The sequence below is a fragment of the Pantoea jilinensis genome (assembly GCF_019104105.1).
GTDB classification, from domain to species: Bacteria; Pseudomonadota; Gammaproteobacteria; order Enterobacterales; family Enterobacteriaceae; genus Pantoea; species Pantoea eucalypti.
On record NZ_CP077746.1, the window covers coordinates 1,787,262 to 1,803,160 of the forward strand.

The window sequence follows — 15,899 nt, forward strand, 5'->3', positions numbered from 1 at the left end:
CCGTTACGCCTCCGGGGTTACTGCTGCCGGGGCTTCTGCAGCCGCGCTGAACTCACCGACTTCGATGTTTTCAACCAGGCAACCGGCCGCGTAATCCTCGATCACGTAGTCCTCGTTAGTGGACTCATAGTTTTCGATGCGGTCGCGCTTCGGCACTTCGTCAATCAGGCGGCGATGCGTGCCTTCCTGCCAGTAAACCGACAGGTTATCGAGGCGGGTGATCATCAGGGCGCTGGCCGGGAAGTAAGGCACGCGCACCGCTGGCAGGTTGCCGATTCGCTTCTGGCTGACGATAAGGTCGGCTGCCAGCTGCTCGGTGTTGGCCTGCGACTGGTTGACGATCGGGAAGTACTTGTCAGCCAGCAGCTGACGGCCACAGATCACAACCAGCTCTGGGTCTTCCTGATACCACGGCTCAATCAGGGTGTTGGTGACATCCATCACCAGCGCGTCGAGGTTGGCATAATCGCCGCCTTTGCCGACGCGGATTTTCGCCGACACCACGGCACCGGTTTCGTCGGTGATTTTGCTCATCACGCGCGCCGGTGCATGCTCGCGGTACTTCTGCAGCCAGCCCACGGCCACGTCCTGCAGCATCGGGAACTTCGCACGGTTCGAGGTTTTGGCGCGGGTCACGCCGTTGAAGCCAATCATGATGCGGTCAAGCGCCTGGCGCTTCACGATGGCGTCACGCAGACGGGCCTGAAAATCCTCATAACGCGCCCACAGGTCGAGCGTGTTATAGCGGATATGAAAGTCATAGTTGACCTGCACACACTCATAGCCGTTAGAGGCCAGCGCGGCAAAATCAGCGGTTTCGCGCTCATCGCCGCCTGCCGTGTCGGTCACGCTGGCAATCGAGCCGGACACGCCGATCCCGATTTTCTCGCCCTTCATTTCGGACACCGGCACGATGTTGACGCGGGTCAGGAAGTCGGAAGACTCCTGCACGCGGCTCATCAGGGTCTGCGTGACCGACGGCTCAACGGTAAATTTCTTGTTCATGTCGTCGGTTTCGACGCCGTTCAGCTCGGCGAGGCGGGTCATGAATTGGTTAAACTTGAAGCGGGTATTCTTGCGCATTGGCGTTCCTGTTTATCTCTGTGTTGGGGTTTAACTTTAAGGCAACGCCTGATTAGCAGTCGGTCTGCGCGCCGGACTTCGGATCGCTGCCGGTTGCCGCCGGGCGGCGGGTAAAGCTGCCGTCGGTCTGTGAAAGCTGGCCCTGCAGCGCAGCGAAAGCGGCGCGGTCTTCCCCGGACTGCTGCTCAATAGCCTCCAGACGTGCGCTGACGGACTGCTCCAGCGCCAACAGCTCCTGCGTCTGGCTCTCCGCGTTGAGCTGCACCTGCTCGGCGACGGCTGTTACCGCTGCGCTGACGTCGGCGAACTGTTCGCCATCGGTTTTCTTTTTCGCGGAGAACATCGCCGAGATGCGCGTCAGCAGGGACGGTGACGGCTCGGCCACCTCTTCAAACTCGATCACGGTTTCTTCGGCGGCGGTAAAGAGGTTGTCTTTGTCCTGCTTGCGGGATGCCAGCGGATTAGCTTTGGCCGTGGCGCTGAAGCTCAGGATTTCCGTGCCGAGGCTTGCCGGGTCGTCGGTGACGGCGATACCAATCAGGTAGGCTTCGCCTGTGTCGGCAAACTTCGTATTGATTTCAACGGAGGTGTAGATTTTCTGACGCGCCTTAGTCAGCTCAACCAGCTCCGGCGCCGGGTTGATATCCCCGTAAAGCGCCAGCTTGCCCTTGAGCGGCCCGTCGGTAATTTCTTCGGCGGTCAGCGCGGTAACGTCACCGTAGCGGCGGAACGGGCTGTCAGGGGTATAGCCCTTGATGTGCTCCATGTTGACGCGGGCACCGTACATCGCCGGGTCATAGTTTTTCGCCATCTGCGAAATCCAGTCGCGGGAAATGACGCGGCCGTCAGTGGTTGCGCCTTCAACGGCGATACGAAAACGCTTTGCTTTGATTGCTGCCATTAATCAGGCTCCGGTCAGGTGTTGGGTCGGTTCGGGGCCAGTTTCCCCGTCGCCACACAATCCCTCAACGAATGCCAGCCCGCTGATGCATCAGCAAACAGGGACAGCAGGCGCGCCATTTTCGGCACCGGTAGCCTTGCCGGTATGAACATGACACCGACAACCATCATCAGCGATCCACGCCGTCAGGCCGCACTGCTTTACTGGCAGGGTTATTCCGTGCGCCAGATTGCGGAGACGCTCGGACAGAAAACGCCAACCGTGCAGAGCTGGAAGCTGCGCGACGCGTGGGACAACGTTGCGCCCATCAGTCGCGTCGAATCCAGCATGGAAGCCCGGCTGATTCAGCTCATCATGAAAGAGGTAAAGGGGAATGGTGATTACAAAGAGATAGACGCGCTCGGCCGTCAGATTGAACGCCTTGCCCGCGTTGAGCGCTACCGCAGCAGCGGCAACGAGGCCGACTTAAACCCCAACGTGCGCAATCGCAACAAAGGAGAGCGCCAGCCAGTCGTTAAAAATGAGTTCAGCGACGAACAGACGGATAAGCTGACCGGCGTGTTTATGGATAACTGCTTTGAGTATCAGCTCAACTGGCATAAAGCCGGACTGACTCACCGCATCCGCAATATCCTGAAGTCGCGCCAGATTGGCGCAACGTTCTACTTTGCCCGCGAGGCACTGATAGACGCGCTGACCACCGGCCGCAACCAGATATTTCTTTCAGCCAGCAAGGCGCAGGCGCACGTCTTCAAAAAATACATCATCGACTTTGCCCGCCAGGCTGACGTTGACCTGAAAGGCTATCCCATCGTGCTGCCGAACGGCGCGCGCCTGATATTCCTCGGCACCAACGTGCGCACCGCGCAGAGCTACACCGGCAATCTGTACCTTGATGAGTATTTCTGGATCCCGAAATTCCAGGAGCTGCGCAAGGTTGCCAGCGGCATGTCGCTGCACAAGAAATGGCGCACGACCTATTTTTCCACGCCGTCAGCTCTTTCACACAGCGCCTATCCGTTCTGGTCGGGTGAGCTGTTTAACAAGGGACGGCGCAGCAAAGATGATCGCATTGAGATAGACCTGTCGCATTCACACCTGGCAAAAGGCGCGCTGTGCGGTGACGGCCAGTGGCGGCAGATTGTCACGGTTGAGGATGCGCTGACCGGCGGCTGCAACCTGTTCGACATTGACCAGCTGCAGCTTGAATACAGCCCGACGGAATATCAGAACCTGCTGATGTGTGAGTTTGTCGACGACGAGGCGAGCGTGTTCCCGTTCGCTGAGCTGCAGAGCTGCATGATCGACAGCCTGGAAGAGTGGGAAGATTTTAACCCGTACCTGCCGCGCCCGTTTGCATACCGGCCGGTCTGGATTGGCTATGACCCGTCACACACCGGCGACAGCGCAGGCTGTGCGGTTATCGCGCCGCCGCTCGTTGCGGGCGGAAAATTTCGCGTGCTGGAGCGCCACCAGTGGCGGGGCATGGACTTTGCCGCGCAGGCGAAATCTATCGAGGACTTAACGAAAAAATACACTGTGGAATATATCGGCGTGGATGCCACCGGCATAGGGCAGGGGGTTTTTCAGCTGGTACGCCAGTTTTACCCGGCCGCTCGCGAAATCAAATACTCGCCCGAAGTGAAAACGGCAATGGTGCTGAAGGCGAAAGACACCATCAGCAGCGGGCGGCTTGAGTATGACGCCGGGGCGACTGATATCACGCAGTCGTTTATGGCTATCCGCAAAACCATGACGACCAGCGGCAACCGCTCAACCTATGAGGCGAGCCGCAGCGAAGAGGCCAGCCATGCCGACGTCGCCTGGGCAATCATGCACGCACTGTTAAACGAACCGCTTACCGCAGCCAGCGGCGGCGCTAATCCCTCAATTCTGGAATTTTACTGATGAGCAAACGCAGAGGCCGCAAGGCTCACACCGCCACCGCGCAGCCGGTACAGGCAACCGCACCGCAGCAGCACGCCGAGGCGTTTACCTTTGGCGATCCGACGCCGGTAATGGATAAGCGCGACATTCTGGATTACGCCGAGTGCATCGGTAACGGGCGCTGGTTTGAGCCGCCGGTCAGCTTTAACGGCCTGGCGAAAAGCCTGCGTGCGGCCGTACATCACAGCTCGCCGATTTATGTAAAGCGCAACATTCTGGCATCAACATTCATCCCGAACCCAATGATGAGTCAGCAGGAGTTCAGCAAGTTTGCGCTGGATTATCTGGTCTTCGGTAACGCCTTTGCCGAGCTGCGCCGTAATGGCTTGGGTAAGCCGCTGCGCCTTGAAACCACCCCGGCCAAATTCACCCGCAGAGGCGTGAAGGATGGCGTTTACTGGTTTGTGAATGACTGGAAGGAGCCGCACGAATTTTCGGCCGGCAGCGTGTTTCATCTGCTGGAGCCGGATATCAATCAGGAGCTGTACGGCCTGCCGGAATACCTCAGCGCGCTTAACTCCGCATGGCTGAATGAGGCGGCGACGCTGTTCCGCCGCAAGTATTATCAGAACGGCGCGCACGCCGGTTACATCCTGTATATGACCGACGCGGCGCAGAGCAGCAGCGACGTTGCCCGGATGCGCCAGGCTATGCGCGACACGAAAGGGATCGGCAACTTCCGCAACCTGTTTATGTACGCGCCGAACGGTAAGCCGGACGGGATCAAGATTCTGCCGCTCAGCGAGGTAGCGACGAAGGACGATTTCTTTAACATCAAGAAGGCCAGCCGCGACGACCTGCTAAGCGCACACCGCGTGCCGCCGCAGATGATGGGGATTATCCCGGACAACTCCGGCGGATTCGGTGATGCGGTGAAAGCGGCATAGGTGTTTGTGCGTAACGAACTGACACCGCTGCAGGAACGTCTGAAGGAAATCAATAACTGGCTGGGCGAAGAGGTGATCGCCTTCCGCCCTTATTCGCTGGAAGCGGCAACAAACTGAAGATGTAACGCCTGCCTGTGCAGGCGTTAGTTATTTACCCAACCAGCGCCCGGCCTGTGCAGACTCAACCAACAAACGGAGAGTAAGCGGATCATGCGGTGCGGTGAAATCTTCCGGGAAATAGTCGTTAAAAGAGATGGTGCCGGGGTCAATGCCAAAACTGTCAGCATACCGCTCAAGTAATTCATAAGCGTCGATGGGATCCATGCGAAAGTCGTTGTTCAGATCAGTGTCCAGCTCAAGCTTGTAACGTTTTAATGTAAACAAGCTTCTGCCGTTATAATCTTCAACCAGCGCAAATACTGCCTTCTCTATATCCTCACTTACCATATTCTGTCGTCCTTATGGGCAATAAGGTTGTATTTTACCGTAGTTTTCCAGCCTATCTCCGCCACATCAGCGGCCATAATTACCCATCCTAAAACCGGTATTGTGCGACCGACGAAAGTACCCAATTTATGGGTCATCAACATTTTAATTTGGAATGGTTTTTTAGGGTTTTGTATCCACGTAGGCAACCTGAACGGGAGACGGTAATCGCGCAACAGCTTGCGAGAATACACCGAGGCATAAGAGGTACCTTTCCAGGCACCCTTTAACTTTCCTGACACGTCAATCGTATTCTGTCCCGAGTAAATTGCAGCTATGGCTATGATATCCTTTGCACCGCTAAAATGCTCAGCGGTCACATCAATCATAATCCAGAAATAAAGCTCTGCCGGGGAAAGGTTGGTAAGCCCGCCATAGAAGTAAGTCCCGTTTAACTGTTCAGTTGTATCCATATAATTCCCTTACATGGTTAACCGTGTTGGTCAAAACTTTATCATATTGATTCCGGTCAGTGCCATACTTCATCTGCCGCTCTCAGACCCGATTTGCGAGGCTCAAATCCTCTTCACCAGTTCAATCTCATCAAACCCTTGCGTGCGCCTCCGTGCCGCTGGCGCAACCTCCGAATACATGTTTACACCCCTCGCGCGCAATGCTATCCCCGCCACGCCTGCCCGCTTTGTGCATCGCTTTTAATGCAGTTGCATGTACAACCTCTGAGCGCGCCAGCTCTGGTCTTACAGACGCTTAGCGATCCACTTTGGATCATGCGGATTAATGCAAGCATATGCACTTTGATGCAGAAGCAAAAAGCCACCTTAAAGGTGGCTAGTGAACGGTAGGGAAGGGGCAATTAATCATTCTGCCTGGCAGTAAATAGCGGCTTCGAAAATAGCTGTGTCGATTGTCCCTGCCATGTCGCTAATCATCGACAGTGCCATTTTTAATTCATCTTCTTTGCAATGTGCGATCAGCGATACGTCAGCAATGAACTGAATGCGTGCAACCGTTTCACTTAGATTATCTATTTTCATCAAATGATTAACTCCTTTTAGTCAAAATGTACTGTATGTATAAACAGTGTCATGATGAACTAAAATCGTAAACAATCGTGCGGCTCAGATTAGTCCGACTGCCGTTTTATTAATCAGGCAACTGTATGCCTCTTTTTCTCGCTAGTGCATTGAAGCGCTTTAATGGGGCGGCATTTATGCGACGTCTATGGAACAGATAGCCGCTTGTTCCGCTCCAGTAAGAAAGCTCTCCAATCTTGATTGTGTGGCCTTTCATCATGCGCACAGCTTCACCGTCGGACAGTGTTAACCTGGAGATCTCAAAGAAACTCTTTTTCAACGCCTCACGTTCTGCGCAATGACTCCGTTCAGAGTGATATTTGTCCGGCTCAGGTTGCTCCTGCGCTGGCTTTTCTCTTAATCGCTTAAGAATCCTTCTTCGCTCGGCGCGAGTAGGGGGCTTTGTGAAATCGATAGCGGCTTCAGAGCCTGTCGGCTCCGTACAGTTATTGACAGAACTCCGAGAGGACGCAGGCGCGTCCTTAAATTCAAAATCCAAATCAACGGCACGTTTCGGGACAATCCTCCATTGCATCAGACGGGTTAAAATTGGCGTATCGTTGCCAACTTCAGTTGCGTAAACACCCTTGATACGCACAGTTTCCTCTCCGTACTCATTCATGTCTTCGCTTGCCTGATACCAGGTGCGCACAGCCAGCTCGTCGCGGCGCACAAATGGGCCACCCTGCGCGTTAACGTATCCGGCCCAGTCTCCTGCGTCGGCGGCGTCATGCGCGGCCGCAAACTCAACGCTCAGGCCGTGCGCGGTTTCGCTGTCTGCCATGCGGCGCAGTTCGCGGTAAACCGTGACCGGCGCACCGCCCACAAACTGAAATTGCCGGATGTGCCAGCGTGCCGCCCAGGCAGAAACGGCCGAGGCAGTTTCCTTAAGGTCTTTGCCGCTTTCGGCGTCCGTCTCGCCGTCTAGCGCGTAGCCGTCGATATTCTTGGAAATGTATTTAGCAACGTAACCCGTCGCGCTACCTTTCTCCGGGTCGATAGCCTCGGCGTGAAAGCGGGCCTTACGGGCTTTGTCGGTTGTCAGCTCGCTGCCGTCTTGCTGCCAGGCGTAGTCGCGCATAATCTCGCGCACGCGTTCAGCCTGCTCCGGACGCATAAACATGAGCATGTGCTAGTGCGGAGTCGCATCATGATGAGGCTCAGCAACGCGGATCCCGAAGATGCGGATTTCTTCGCGGTGCAGCTTGGCGCGAATTTTCTGCCAGACACTGCAGAGATAACGCTGGGTGTCGGCCGGGCTGGAACCGTTCCATTTACGGTTACGATGCCCGGTTTTGATTGTGGCGTGATAGCGCGCGGGGGCGGTCAGCGTGTAGAATTCGCCGATAAAGCCCATTTCATTGCAGATATTTTCGAAGCCACGAATGCGGGTCATCAGCTCGCAGCGGCGAATAGCCGGATTGGCCACACTGCCGTCATATTTCTCGATCAAGCTGATACGGTTGCCTTCTTCGTCTTCCAGCTCCATTCCCTTCAGAAACTCACGGGTGCGGCGCTTCTGCTCGCGCCACTCTGAAACGGTCATGCTGCTGGCGTAGGGGGTGTGCTTTTTGCTGACGTTAGCCAGGGCGATCTGAAGGTGTTCACGCCATGATGCAGCCACTCGCCGCAGTCGGCCTTTCCACCACTTTTCCGTCTGCATACGCATGATCGCCGGGATAACTTCCTCCGGGTCAAACAGCCGTGACGTGACTTTATCCCATAATGGCGGGGTCTGGCTCAGCTCACGGGTAATGGTGGCGGCGGTCATGTAAACGCGGTGCGTGTATTTGTAATCTGACTCATCGCTGGCCTGCGCGTGCGCCTGTACCAGCTCAGCGAGAATGAAATTAGCCACATACCCGGCCAGCAGATCGACATCGGCGCGAGCCATATCCGGCAGGCGGTTAAAACGGCGCATTAGAATGAAAAGCTGACCACCTGCTATAGCCGCATTGTCGCGCTCAGTTGCGTTACCGCCGAGTAAACTTAATGTGCTCCCCTACATCACGCCGAGACGATATTGAGCATTAACGGTTTCAACGCGTGGCAATGTGCGCTCAACAAATGTCTTTGTTAAGTACGCATTGGCGCGGGCTGTTCCCTGTGTCTTTTCAAGATCACTAACGCGGCGTTTAACGTCGAGCTGTATCACAGTCGGCTGCTTTTCAAGTAGCTCCTGCGCACGCACTAAAGCCGCAATCATCTGAGTGCGGCTGTGCATTTCCTCATATGTGGGATAAGGGCTGGCGATGGCTTCCCGTGGAGCATTCCACGGGTAAGCAAATTCCTCATGCATCAGACATTGCCCTGCCGGTGTTTATTGCGATGTTCCTCAATTTCCTGGCAGGAAACGCAGCGAATTACACTCAGATATGCGCGGCGGCGCGTTTCAGGAATTGGGGTATCACAGTCTTCACAAAATGAGGCGCTTATAGCAGGCGCGCGCGCGGCTGTTACAGCCAGAATCAGTCAAGGGACCATATCTCTTTTGCGAGGGCGGCTTAAAATCGGGCTGCATGCGCGCAATTTGAAAATGACCGAAACAGTAGCAAAACATATGCTTGAACCCAGTCGGTATATACCTTTGCAGATTCAGAAAAGAGCTATTCGTTTTGGTAAGCGAATGCCAGACCCTCGTGAAGGAAAAGGAATGTTCCGGTACGAAACGGATATTTATAAACTGCGCTACGATAAGCAGCGAAGGGAATATGTTCATCAGAAATACAAATTTGAAGTAATAGTCAGGGAATCAGACTGGACAATATCTCATTTTAAATATTTTTATTAGCTGACAAGGAAATTTCAATGTTTGATATCAGGAATGAAGAGTTTACATTCGCAATCGCTCCCTTTGAACGCGTAGTGGATAACGAAGCCGATCCTGTTAACCATCACTGGGACTGGATACAGTCCTGGGTGGAGTTTTCGGTAAGCGGCCTGAAAGTGGCATTTAAAACGGAGTTCACCGTTGGAGAATTGAAAATGCTGAAAAAAGAATTCTCAGCTTTTCATCAGGCGCTTATTAATCAGCAAAAGATCAGGTCGTTTAACTATCAGAGCGATATTCATCAACTGGACATGATACTGACCAATGAAAAAAGTATTGATGGCGTAACTGTTGATTTCATTCTTCGCCCGGAACCACATGCCGACAGCGTCCAGGTTAAAGGCAGCTTTGGCCTTGATGAAAGCTATTTCCCCGACATTCTGAATCGACTTGATGAAATGATTCAATGGCAGAATTAAACATTCTGCCATTGAAAATTTTAATAGAAAGCTACGGGCGTAAAACGAATTTTCTATTCAGGCGTTTTCGGCCAGCTGATAGCTGGCGCATTTGTGATATCTGCAGCCTGTACCGCCTGCACGTACTTCATCCAGGTGGTCAGCGTGGCTTTATCCGCATCAGTAATGATGCCGGGCAGCAGCTGCGTCTGCCATGCCTGAGTAATTCCGTTGACCTCACTCACGCCCGCTGACTTTTCGCTGGCCGCTGCGTCAAGCAGTGACTGCTGCTGCGCATCGCCGTCGGTTACCCACTTTTCGCCGTCCCACTTGTCAAACGCGGTTGCTGGAGCCTGCGTTGTGGTGTCTGCCAGATAGTCGCTAGGCCCCGTAATATTCACTGACGCGCCCCGGAAACCGGGTAAACCGTTTCGCCACGATGGTCCGGCACGCTAATGTTGGCTTTCATCGTGCCGCCCTTTTTGACTTCCAGCTGCGCAGTTATGAGCAGCGTTGCGCATTCCACTTCTGGCGAGTCAAAGAGGATTTTTACTGCCGCTTTAATAGTTGCCGTCTGTATGCCGGTTGAGGTCTGTGCGCCGGTTTCCGGCTCGTATTCGATCACCGCATCGTCAGGAAATGACCAGCGCATCGGCCCAGGCAGACGGAGCCGGATTGTCATAAGAGAAAATTCCCGGCAGCACAAAGCCGGTATCAAGTTCACCACCGAGGCACAGTACAAGCACCTGCTCACCCACTGACGGCGCATTCCAGGAGCGGGTTTTACCCGCGCGGGCGCTGAATGTCTTCGGGTTGTTCATTCATGATTTAGATTTTATTTTCCCCACAAGCTAAAGCTAACATCAGTTACGCATAGCCAGCCCGTTGCGGCAGGAAAATGGCTACGCCATGCGCGTTATAACATCTCGTCCTGTCTGATTGGATGTTTCTTCTGACATTCTATATGCTTATTGGATATTAAAATGATCATGACACTATTTCACGTAGATGCAGTGTTTACAACGAATAAAAATCAGATGCTATAAATGAGAGGTTGAATAATTGAAGCGTGTATTTTTATGGCTCATGCAATCATTTATCTATTTAATTCCTGCTGTTTTGATTGTTGCAGGAGTTTATATTTTCATTCGATTTATTTCTGAACATGCGGCGATTATTAGCATAATATGGGTGATGGTTGTTTCTTATGTGTGTATTAAATACTATCGATGGTATTAGGTTTGTTAAGAGATCTTCGTGATCCTGATTTAATCGATAGCGTTAAAGTGTGAAGTGTGACGAAAAAAATGATCTCCTTAGTGAGGTTGGCTGCCATTTAGCGATTATATAATCTGGTTTCTCTGGTTAAGTCCTGTCTGAGATATGATTGAATCAGGCTCGCGCTATTTCTTATTTTCTGATATGTAAATCATCTTAATAACTGCTCTGTTATTCTTACTTTGGGTCCCCTTAATACTCATGATACCCCCCATTTTACTGCCAGCAGAACAGAGGCTTTCCGGACGCTTCTCCTCAAAATTGATCTCAATCAATATATCTAAACATCTTCCCCGAACGGTCCTCCACGTTTATTTAACGTATAAAAACCACGTCGTAACCTGCCCCGGTGATTTTTAACCAGGGTTTGTTATGTTCTTAAAAAAAGTTATTCCTTGTGCGCTCGTAGCGTTAGCGAGTGCATCCATGTCTGGTTGTGTGATGGCAGAGGGAGGATACCATCGCGGCCCATCATCTGAATGGCATCATCACCATGCGTCTTATCAGGACCAGCAAAATGATAATGGCTGGAGCCACCCACCATGCCGGACCAGCCGCATCAGAAAATAACGCTTCTCAGCATCTGGGGCCACCGCCAGCGACGTATAGTGCAGCCCAGCATCTGGGGCCACCGCCAGCCTCGGATGATTCTACTGAACACAGGGGACCGGCAACTGACAGTGGCATTCACCGCTGGCAACCGAGCGACTCCGCTGAGTAATTGATACGAAGCATTTAGATGAACAGGGGCGCTATCGCCCCTTTTAACCGGTAATCGCCGTCTGAAAAGGTTCTTCACGATAAACGTGCTTCACGCATCCAGTAAGTCACTCATGATTTCCAAAGCTTTAACACGCAAAATCCCTTTAGTAACGCACCTCAAAACTGACTTCACTCACAAAGGCAGCAACAACTCTTTCTGTCCCGCACCCAAAGCTAATCTGTAATCTTGCCATCATTCCCGTATGGCATATTCTTGAGATTCAATCAAAAGGAGTAACGTTTATGAAAGCGGCAATTGCTAATAGTGAACACAAGGTTGAAGTTGTTGAGAAGACGCTGCGTCCTCTCAAAACCGGTGAAGCCCGGCTCAGGATGGAATGCTGTGGTGTATGCCATACCGATTTGCATGTTAAGAACGGTGATTTCGGCGATAAAACGGGTGTGACCCTGGGTCATGAAGGGATCGGTATCGTTGAGGAAGTCGCACCGGATGTGACGTCACTCAAGCCTGGCGATCGGGCCAGCGTCGCCTGGTTTTTCAAGGGCTGCGGTCACTGCGAATACTGTAACTCCGGTAACGAAACCCTCTGCAGATCGGTAATCAATGCCGGTTTCACAGCCGATGGCGGCATGGCTGAAGAGTGCATTGTCGTTGCAGATTACTCGGTCAAAGTCCCTGATGGACTTGATCCTTACGCTGCCAGTAGCGTCACCTGTGCCGGTGTCACCACCTATAAAGCGGTTAAGGTGTCAGAAGTTAAACCGGGACAATGGCTGGCCATTTATGGTCTTGGCGGGCTGGGAAATCTCGCGCTGCAATATGCAAAAAATGTCTTCAACGCCAAAGTGATCGCGGTTGATGTCAGTGATGGTCAGCTGGCACTGGCGAAGGAGATGGGAGCCGATCTGGTGGTCAATTCGGCCAGCGAAGATGCAGCGCGCATTATTCAGGAGAAAACCGGTGGAGCACATGCTGCTGTGGTGACGGCGGTGGCTAAAGCGGCCTTTAACTCGGCGGTGGATGCGGTGAGAGCAGGAGGGCGCGTCGTGGCTGTCGGACTGCCGCCGGAAGCGATGAGTCTTAATATTCCCCGTCTGGTACTTGATGGCATTCAGGTGGTGGGATCACTGGTCGGAACGCGAAACGATTTGGCAGAAGCCTTCCAGTTTGCGGCAGAAGGGAAAGTCGTGCCTAAAGTGACCAAAAGGAAGATTGGTGAGGTCAATGACATCTTTGATGAGATGGTGCAGGGCAAAATCCGTGGCAGGATGGTAATCGACTTCACCGGTCACTCTGCTGATTAAAGTTCATCTGACTCCTGCAAAGGCCCGCATCCTGCGGGCTTTTTAATATCGTTAAGATCTCTCTGAGCCCTTCAGAGCACAATCCTTCTAACCATTAATAAGCCAGTCTTTATGTTTCATGATGTGATTTTGACTTGAACTTTACCGGTAACATTATAGTTTATGGGGTGAAAGGTTATTACACACACGTGAAGGAGGGTTATTTATGGCGAAGCATCACTTACTTAAATCGATTGAAATAACAGCGATTGTGCTCTTTGTTCTGATACTGGCATATCTGATTTTGACAGGGTTACTGTCATCAACAGGCGTGGATCATGCCTGGCCTTATCCCAATCAGTAACTGAGTGCCACACCAGGGAAAGCATTAATAAAATGACCCTCTCACAGGGCAAACAACCCCGCGATGGCGAGGTTGAATTGACGTTATACCAGACTCACTGACAGCAGTATCAGCTCTTCGGTTTCCAGCGACAGACTTTTTTTGGTTTCGAACATAAAGGTTTCCAGCGCCTCCTCGACATCGTCACCCTCAATAAAGGCGTGAGTCGTGACATGATTTTCACCTTTTGGCTTGATCACGTAAGAAACAAACCACTTCTTCTTTTCCATAATGCTTATCCTCGTTTTAAATCCTGATACCGCGTTTTGGCAATGGTATATTTTTATGCCAGACATTTAGCGGGTGGTGTGGAGTTCGACCAGCAAAGTCTAGTTCACCTCAGCAGGCGTGCTGGCGACGGCATGTGATAAACACCTGTTCAGAGCAGATAGATTGTGTAAGCGGCAATAAAAAAGCCCCATCCGGGGCTTTTAAAAAAAGAACGGCCGGTGTTAAAAACTCAACTGGTCTGATCGGCCAGCTTCGGCTTCAGCACGCGTTTACCCATCTGAATGCCGGGCTTCTCAACATACTTATAGAGTAAAGAGGCCAGGGCATAGGTTAGCGGGATGGTTGAGACACAGACGATCAGGAAGCGCATCATGTCGCTCTTAAACTCAATGTCGGTGTGAGTGAGCAGCAGCGCAATCATCGGGATCACAATCAGCAGGTGCAGCAGGTAGACCGAGAACGAGACGTCACCCAGCCAGGTGCTGAGACGGTTGTTCAGCAGCTTACGTGGCAGAGCAATCAGCGTTGCCATCAGGCTGCCCTGTGGGTATTGCCACAGAATTGCTGCCATCCCGACAATCATCAGCGCTTCCATTATCACCTGCAGCTTGATCGCGCCCATTCCCATTGCCACGCTGACGACCGGGCCGAGCAGCGCGAAGGCGACATAGAGCAGGGATTTACGGCGAATTGCTTCCGCCAGCAGCATGCCCGCCAGGAACATATTTAGCTTTATCAGAATCATGGAAGGCATTTCAAACGCCTCATAATAATCTGCCAGCACATACCGTCCGGCGCAGCAGAGCGCCATAATGCCTATCAGTGAGGCCGCATAACCAAAGCGCAGCGTCACCAGCATAATGAACGGAAACAGCACATAGAACTGCATCTCCAGCCCGATGCTCCAGTCAGGCAGCACGGTATTGAAACCATATTCGGGCAGCAGGCCGAACAGGAAGCTGAAGTGAGTGAGGATGTTTGCCAGCGACTGATCGGTGTAACGCGACGATTCAGTGGCGGTGCCGGAATAAAAATGGGCGATAGTGTCACGCATCTCGCCAAACCACGGGCCATAAATCAGCGCGATGATTAAAAGCAGATAGTAGAGCGGGGCGATACGGAAGAAGCGACGGATCCAGAACTTTTTAATGGTCTCCATGCTCTGCCACGGCTCTTTCTGCTGACGTTCAACATAGTTTTTCGCCATCAGATAACCCGATAACAGAATAAACAGATCGACCCCGATGCCAGGCGATGAAATCAGTGTGATGTGGCAATGTATCAGTAAGGTGATATGGCCAACCAGTACCCAGAGAGAGGCGATGCCGCGTAACCCCTCCAGCTCCGTGGACCAACCTCGTGTTGCAGACATAACTCTTCCTCGTTTTTATCCGACTTTTGGCGCTCACTAAGCCTTAAGACAACAGATATGTAAACGGGTCTTTACAAAAGTGAGAAGATTCCGACGCGGTCGGGAAGGGGAAATCAACTGAAACTGGAGAAGAGAGCACGGAAAGTTAAGGGTGTACGAAGGCACACCCATAACAAAAATAACTGAATCAAAATGCCTGTTATGCCAGCTTTAACAGGATCATGCCGGCCAGCAGCAGGGTCAGGCCAGCCCAGCCTTTACGATTCAGCCGTTGATCGAACAATACCCAGCCGGTCGTGACAGTCGCGATAATTCCAAAACCACCCCAGACCGCATAGGCCATCGACAGATCGATACCTTTTACCGCCTGAGTCAGTGCGCTGAACGCAAGCAGGACACAGCAGAGTGAAAGCAGACCGTGCAGCGGTCTTTTAAACCCATCAGAATATTTAAGGAATATATTGGCGGCAATCTCCAGCACGATAGCCAGCGCCAGCCAGGCTGCGTGGGCGAAATCAGCGATGACCATGATTAACCTCCGCTGATGAGTGCATGCCGGTTTTGATCAACACAATTCCAGCGACCAGCGTCATCAGTCCGCAGACTTTCATCGCAGACAACACTTCATCAAACAGCTGTACGCTGAATTATGTAATCAGCAGGATGCCAGCGCCTTCCCACAGGGCGTAAGCCACGCCCAGAGCTATACGTTTAATGGTGAAGCTCAGCAGGATATAAGAACAGGCAATCATGCCCAGCATCATCAGGTAGCCTGAGTGGCTGCCGTTGAGGCTGGACCATTTCATAAAAAGGGTGCCAATAATTTCAGTGATAATCGCGAGTGACAATAAAACCCAGGCGCGCATGGGAACTCTCCAGCAACGAAAAATGACGACCTGCCATAACGCACAGTGTGCAGGCAGACTCAAAACAGTATCGATGTGGTGAGGAAACTACAGGGCGTTACGCCAGAGCTGATCGGCGGCATTCCAGCAAGAGGGGAAAGCGGGGAAGAGGCAGGACATGAACATTCTGCTCATAA

At 52.5% G+C, this 15,899-nt stretch carries 13 protein-coding genes and 4 pseudogenes; 4 read left to right on the top strand and 13 right to left on the bottom strand.

All coding sequences use genetic code 11. The annotated features are described in order from the left end of the window. Positions 1–3: 3 nt before the first annotated feature. Together KTJ90_RS08410 and KTJ90_RS08415 are read right to left on the bottom strand one after the other, a co-directional pair. The gene (locus KTJ90_RS08410; protein WP_499026298.1) at positions 4–1,083 is read right to left on the bottom strand and encodes a phage major capsid protein, P2 family; all 1,080 of its coding nucleotides are present in this window, start codon (positions 1,081–1,083) and stop codon (positions 4–6) included. A gap of 52 nt (positions 1,084–1,135) precedes the next feature. Then, positions 1,136–1,984, bottom strand: a complete 849-nt coding sequence (locus KTJ90_RS08415; protein WP_499026300.1) for a GPO family capsid scaffolding protein — start codon at positions 1,982–1,984, stop codon at positions 1,136–1,138. A gap of 144 nt (positions 1,985–2,128) precedes the next feature. Here KTJ90_RS08415 and KTJ90_RS08420 point away from each other — a divergent pair, with 144 nt between their 5' ends. Both KTJ90_RS08420 and KTJ90_RS08425 read left to right on the top strand, forming a co-directional pair. Further along, positions 2,129–3,892 (top strand): terminase ATPase subunit family protein, encoded by a 1,764-nt coding sequence (locus KTJ90_RS08420; RefSeq protein WP_499026481.1) that lies wholly within the window; start codon positions 2,129–2,131, stop codon positions 3,890–3,892. Further along, positions 3,892–4,935 (top strand): annotated as a pseudogene (locus KTJ90_RS08425) (phage portal protein). The gene KTJ90_RS08420 and the pseudogene KTJ90_RS08425 overlap by 1 nt, the downstream one beginning before the upstream one ends. Positions 4,936–4,965: 30 nt before the next feature. Here KTJ90_RS08425 and KTJ90_RS08430 read toward each other — a convergent pair. The 5 genes and pseudogenes from KTJ90_RS08430 to KTJ90_RS08450 all read right to left on the bottom strand — a co-directional run bounded on the left by KTJ90_RS08430 (position 4,966) and on the right by KTJ90_RS08450 (position 8,810). Then, entirely contained in the window at positions 4,966–5,265 is a 300-nt protein-coding gene (locus KTJ90_RS08430) for a DUF1493 family protein (RefSeq protein WP_003854584.1), read from the bottom strand. Then, positions 5,259–5,717 (bottom strand): STM2901 family protein, encoded by a 459-nt coding sequence (locus KTJ90_RS08435; RefSeq protein WP_039660063.1) that lies wholly within the window; start codon positions 5,715–5,717, stop codon positions 5,259–5,261. Before KTJ90_RS08435 ends, KTJ90_RS08430 begins: the two co-directional genes overlap by 7 nt. A gap of 405 nt (positions 5,718–6,122) precedes the next feature. After that, positions 6,123–6,299: a hypothetical protein gene (locus tag KTJ90_RS08440; protein WP_008925343.1), complete on the bottom strand. Its 177-nt coding sequence runs from the start codon at positions 6,297–6,299 to the stop codon at positions 6,123–6,125. Between the two features lie 109 nt (positions 6,300–6,408). Continuing rightward, positions 6,409–8,637 (bottom strand): annotated as a pseudogene (locus KTJ90_RS08445) (replication endonuclease). Then, complete coding sequence (locus KTJ90_RS08450) at positions 8,637–8,810, bottom strand: TraR/DksA C4-type zinc finger protein (RefSeq protein ID WP_071778541.1); 174 nt, start codon at positions 8,808–8,810, stop codon at positions 8,637–8,639. The pseudogene KTJ90_RS08445 and the gene KTJ90_RS08450 overlap by 1 nt, the downstream one beginning before the upstream one ends. A gap of 336 nt (positions 8,811–9,146) precedes the next feature. Between KTJ90_RS08450 and KTJ90_RS08455 the strand changes: the two genes are divergently transcribed. Next, positions 9,147–9,587 (top strand): WapI family immunity protein, encoded by a 441-nt coding sequence (locus KTJ90_RS08455; protein ID WP_008925341.1) that lies wholly within the window; start codon positions 9,147–9,149, stop codon positions 9,585–9,587. Positions 9,588–9,640: 53 nt separating this feature from the next. On the opposite strand, the gene KTJ90_RS08460 is transcribed toward KTJ90_RS08455, so the two are convergent. Continuing rightward, entirely contained in the window at positions 9,641–9,967 is a 327-nt protein-coding gene (locus KTJ90_RS08460; RefSeq protein WP_105099113.1) for a tail fiber assembly protein, read from the bottom strand. Between the two features lie 32 nt (positions 9,968–9,999). Beyond that, a pseudogene (locus tag KTJ90_RS08465) lies at positions 10,000–10,360 on the bottom strand (phage baseplate assembly protein V); the annotation flags it as partial. 1,489 nt (positions 10,361–11,849) lie between these two features. Here KTJ90_RS08465 and adhP point away from each other — a divergent pair. Beyond that, positions 11,850–12,872: an alcohol dehydrogenase AdhP gene (adhP, locus tag KTJ90_RS08470; protein WP_003852659.1), complete on the top strand. Its 1,023-nt coding sequence runs from the start codon at positions 11,850–11,852 to the stop codon at positions 12,870–12,872. Between the two features lie 426 nt (positions 12,873–13,298). Here the strand turns inward: adhP and KTJ90_RS08475 are convergent, their stop codons facing one another. From KTJ90_RS08475 to mdtJ, 4 genes and pseudogenes are all read right to left on the bottom strand, one after another. Next, positions 13,299–13,484 (bottom strand): hypothetical protein, encoded by a 186-nt coding sequence (locus tag KTJ90_RS08475; RefSeq protein ID WP_003852661.1) that lies wholly within the window; start codon positions 13,482–13,484, stop codon positions 13,299–13,301. Positions 13,485–13,714: 230 nt separating this feature from the next. Further along, positions 13,715–14,857: an acyltransferase family protein gene (locus KTJ90_RS08480; RefSeq protein WP_499026305.1), complete on the bottom strand. Its 1,143-nt coding sequence runs from the start codon at positions 14,855–14,857 to the stop codon at positions 13,715–13,717. A 199-nt stretch (positions 14,858–15,056) separates the two neighbouring features. Then, a complete protein-coding gene (mdtI, locus tag KTJ90_RS08485) occupies positions 15,057–15,386 on the bottom strand; it encodes a multidrug/spermidine efflux SMR transporter subunit MdtI (protein WP_105099115.1) in 330 nt (109 codons plus the stop codon). Continuing rightward, positions 15,373–15,723: pseudogene (mdtJ, locus tag KTJ90_RS08490) on the bottom strand (multidrug/spermidine efflux SMR transporter subunit MdtJ). The gene mdtI and the pseudogene mdtJ overlap by 14 nt, the downstream one beginning before the upstream one ends. Between the last annotated feature and the right edge of the window lie 176 nt (positions 15,724–15,899).

Coding starts and splice junctions, on each gene's coding strand:
- adhP (WP_003852659.1), top strand. CDS start 11,850: ATGAAAGCGGCAATTGCTAATAGTGAACACAAGGTTGAAGTTGTTGAG.
- KTJ90_RS08480 (WP_499026305.1), bottom strand. CDS start 14,857: ATGTCTGCAACACGAGGTTGGTCCACGGAGCTGGAGGGGTTACGCGGC.
- mdtI (WP_105099115.1), bottom strand. CDS start 15,386: ATGGTCATCGCTGATTTCGCCCACGCAGCCTGGCTGGCGCTGGCTATC.
- KTJ90_RS08430 (WP_003854584.1), bottom strand. CDS start 5,265: ATGGTAAGTGAGGATATAGAGAAGGCAGTATTTGCGCTGGTTGAAGAT.
- KTJ90_RS08440 (WP_008925343.1), bottom strand. CDS start 6,299: ATGAAAATAGATAATCTAAGTGAAACGGTTGCACGCATTCAGTTCATT.
- KTJ90_RS08435 (WP_039660063.1), bottom strand. CDS start 5,717: ATGGATACAACTGAACAGTTAAACGGGACTTACTTCTATGGCGGGCTT.
- KTJ90_RS08420 (WP_499026481.1), top strand. CDS start 2,129: ATGAACATGACACCGACAACCATCATCAGCGATCCACGCCGTCAGGCC.
- KTJ90_RS08455 (WP_008925341.1), top strand. CDS start 9,147: ATGTTTGATATCAGGAATGAAGAGTTTACATTCGCAATCGCTCCCTTT.
- KTJ90_RS08475 (WP_003852661.1), bottom strand. CDS start 13,484: ATGGAAAAGAAGAAGTGGTTTGTTTCTTACGTGATCAAGCCAAAAGGT.
- KTJ90_RS08415 (WP_499026300.1), bottom strand. CDS start 1,984: ATGGCAGCAATCAAAGCAAAGCGTTTTCGTATCGCCGTTGAAGGCGCA.
- KTJ90_RS08410 (WP_499026298.1), bottom strand. CDS start 1,083: ATGCGCAAGAATACCCGCTTCAAGTTTAACCAATTCATGACCCGCCTC.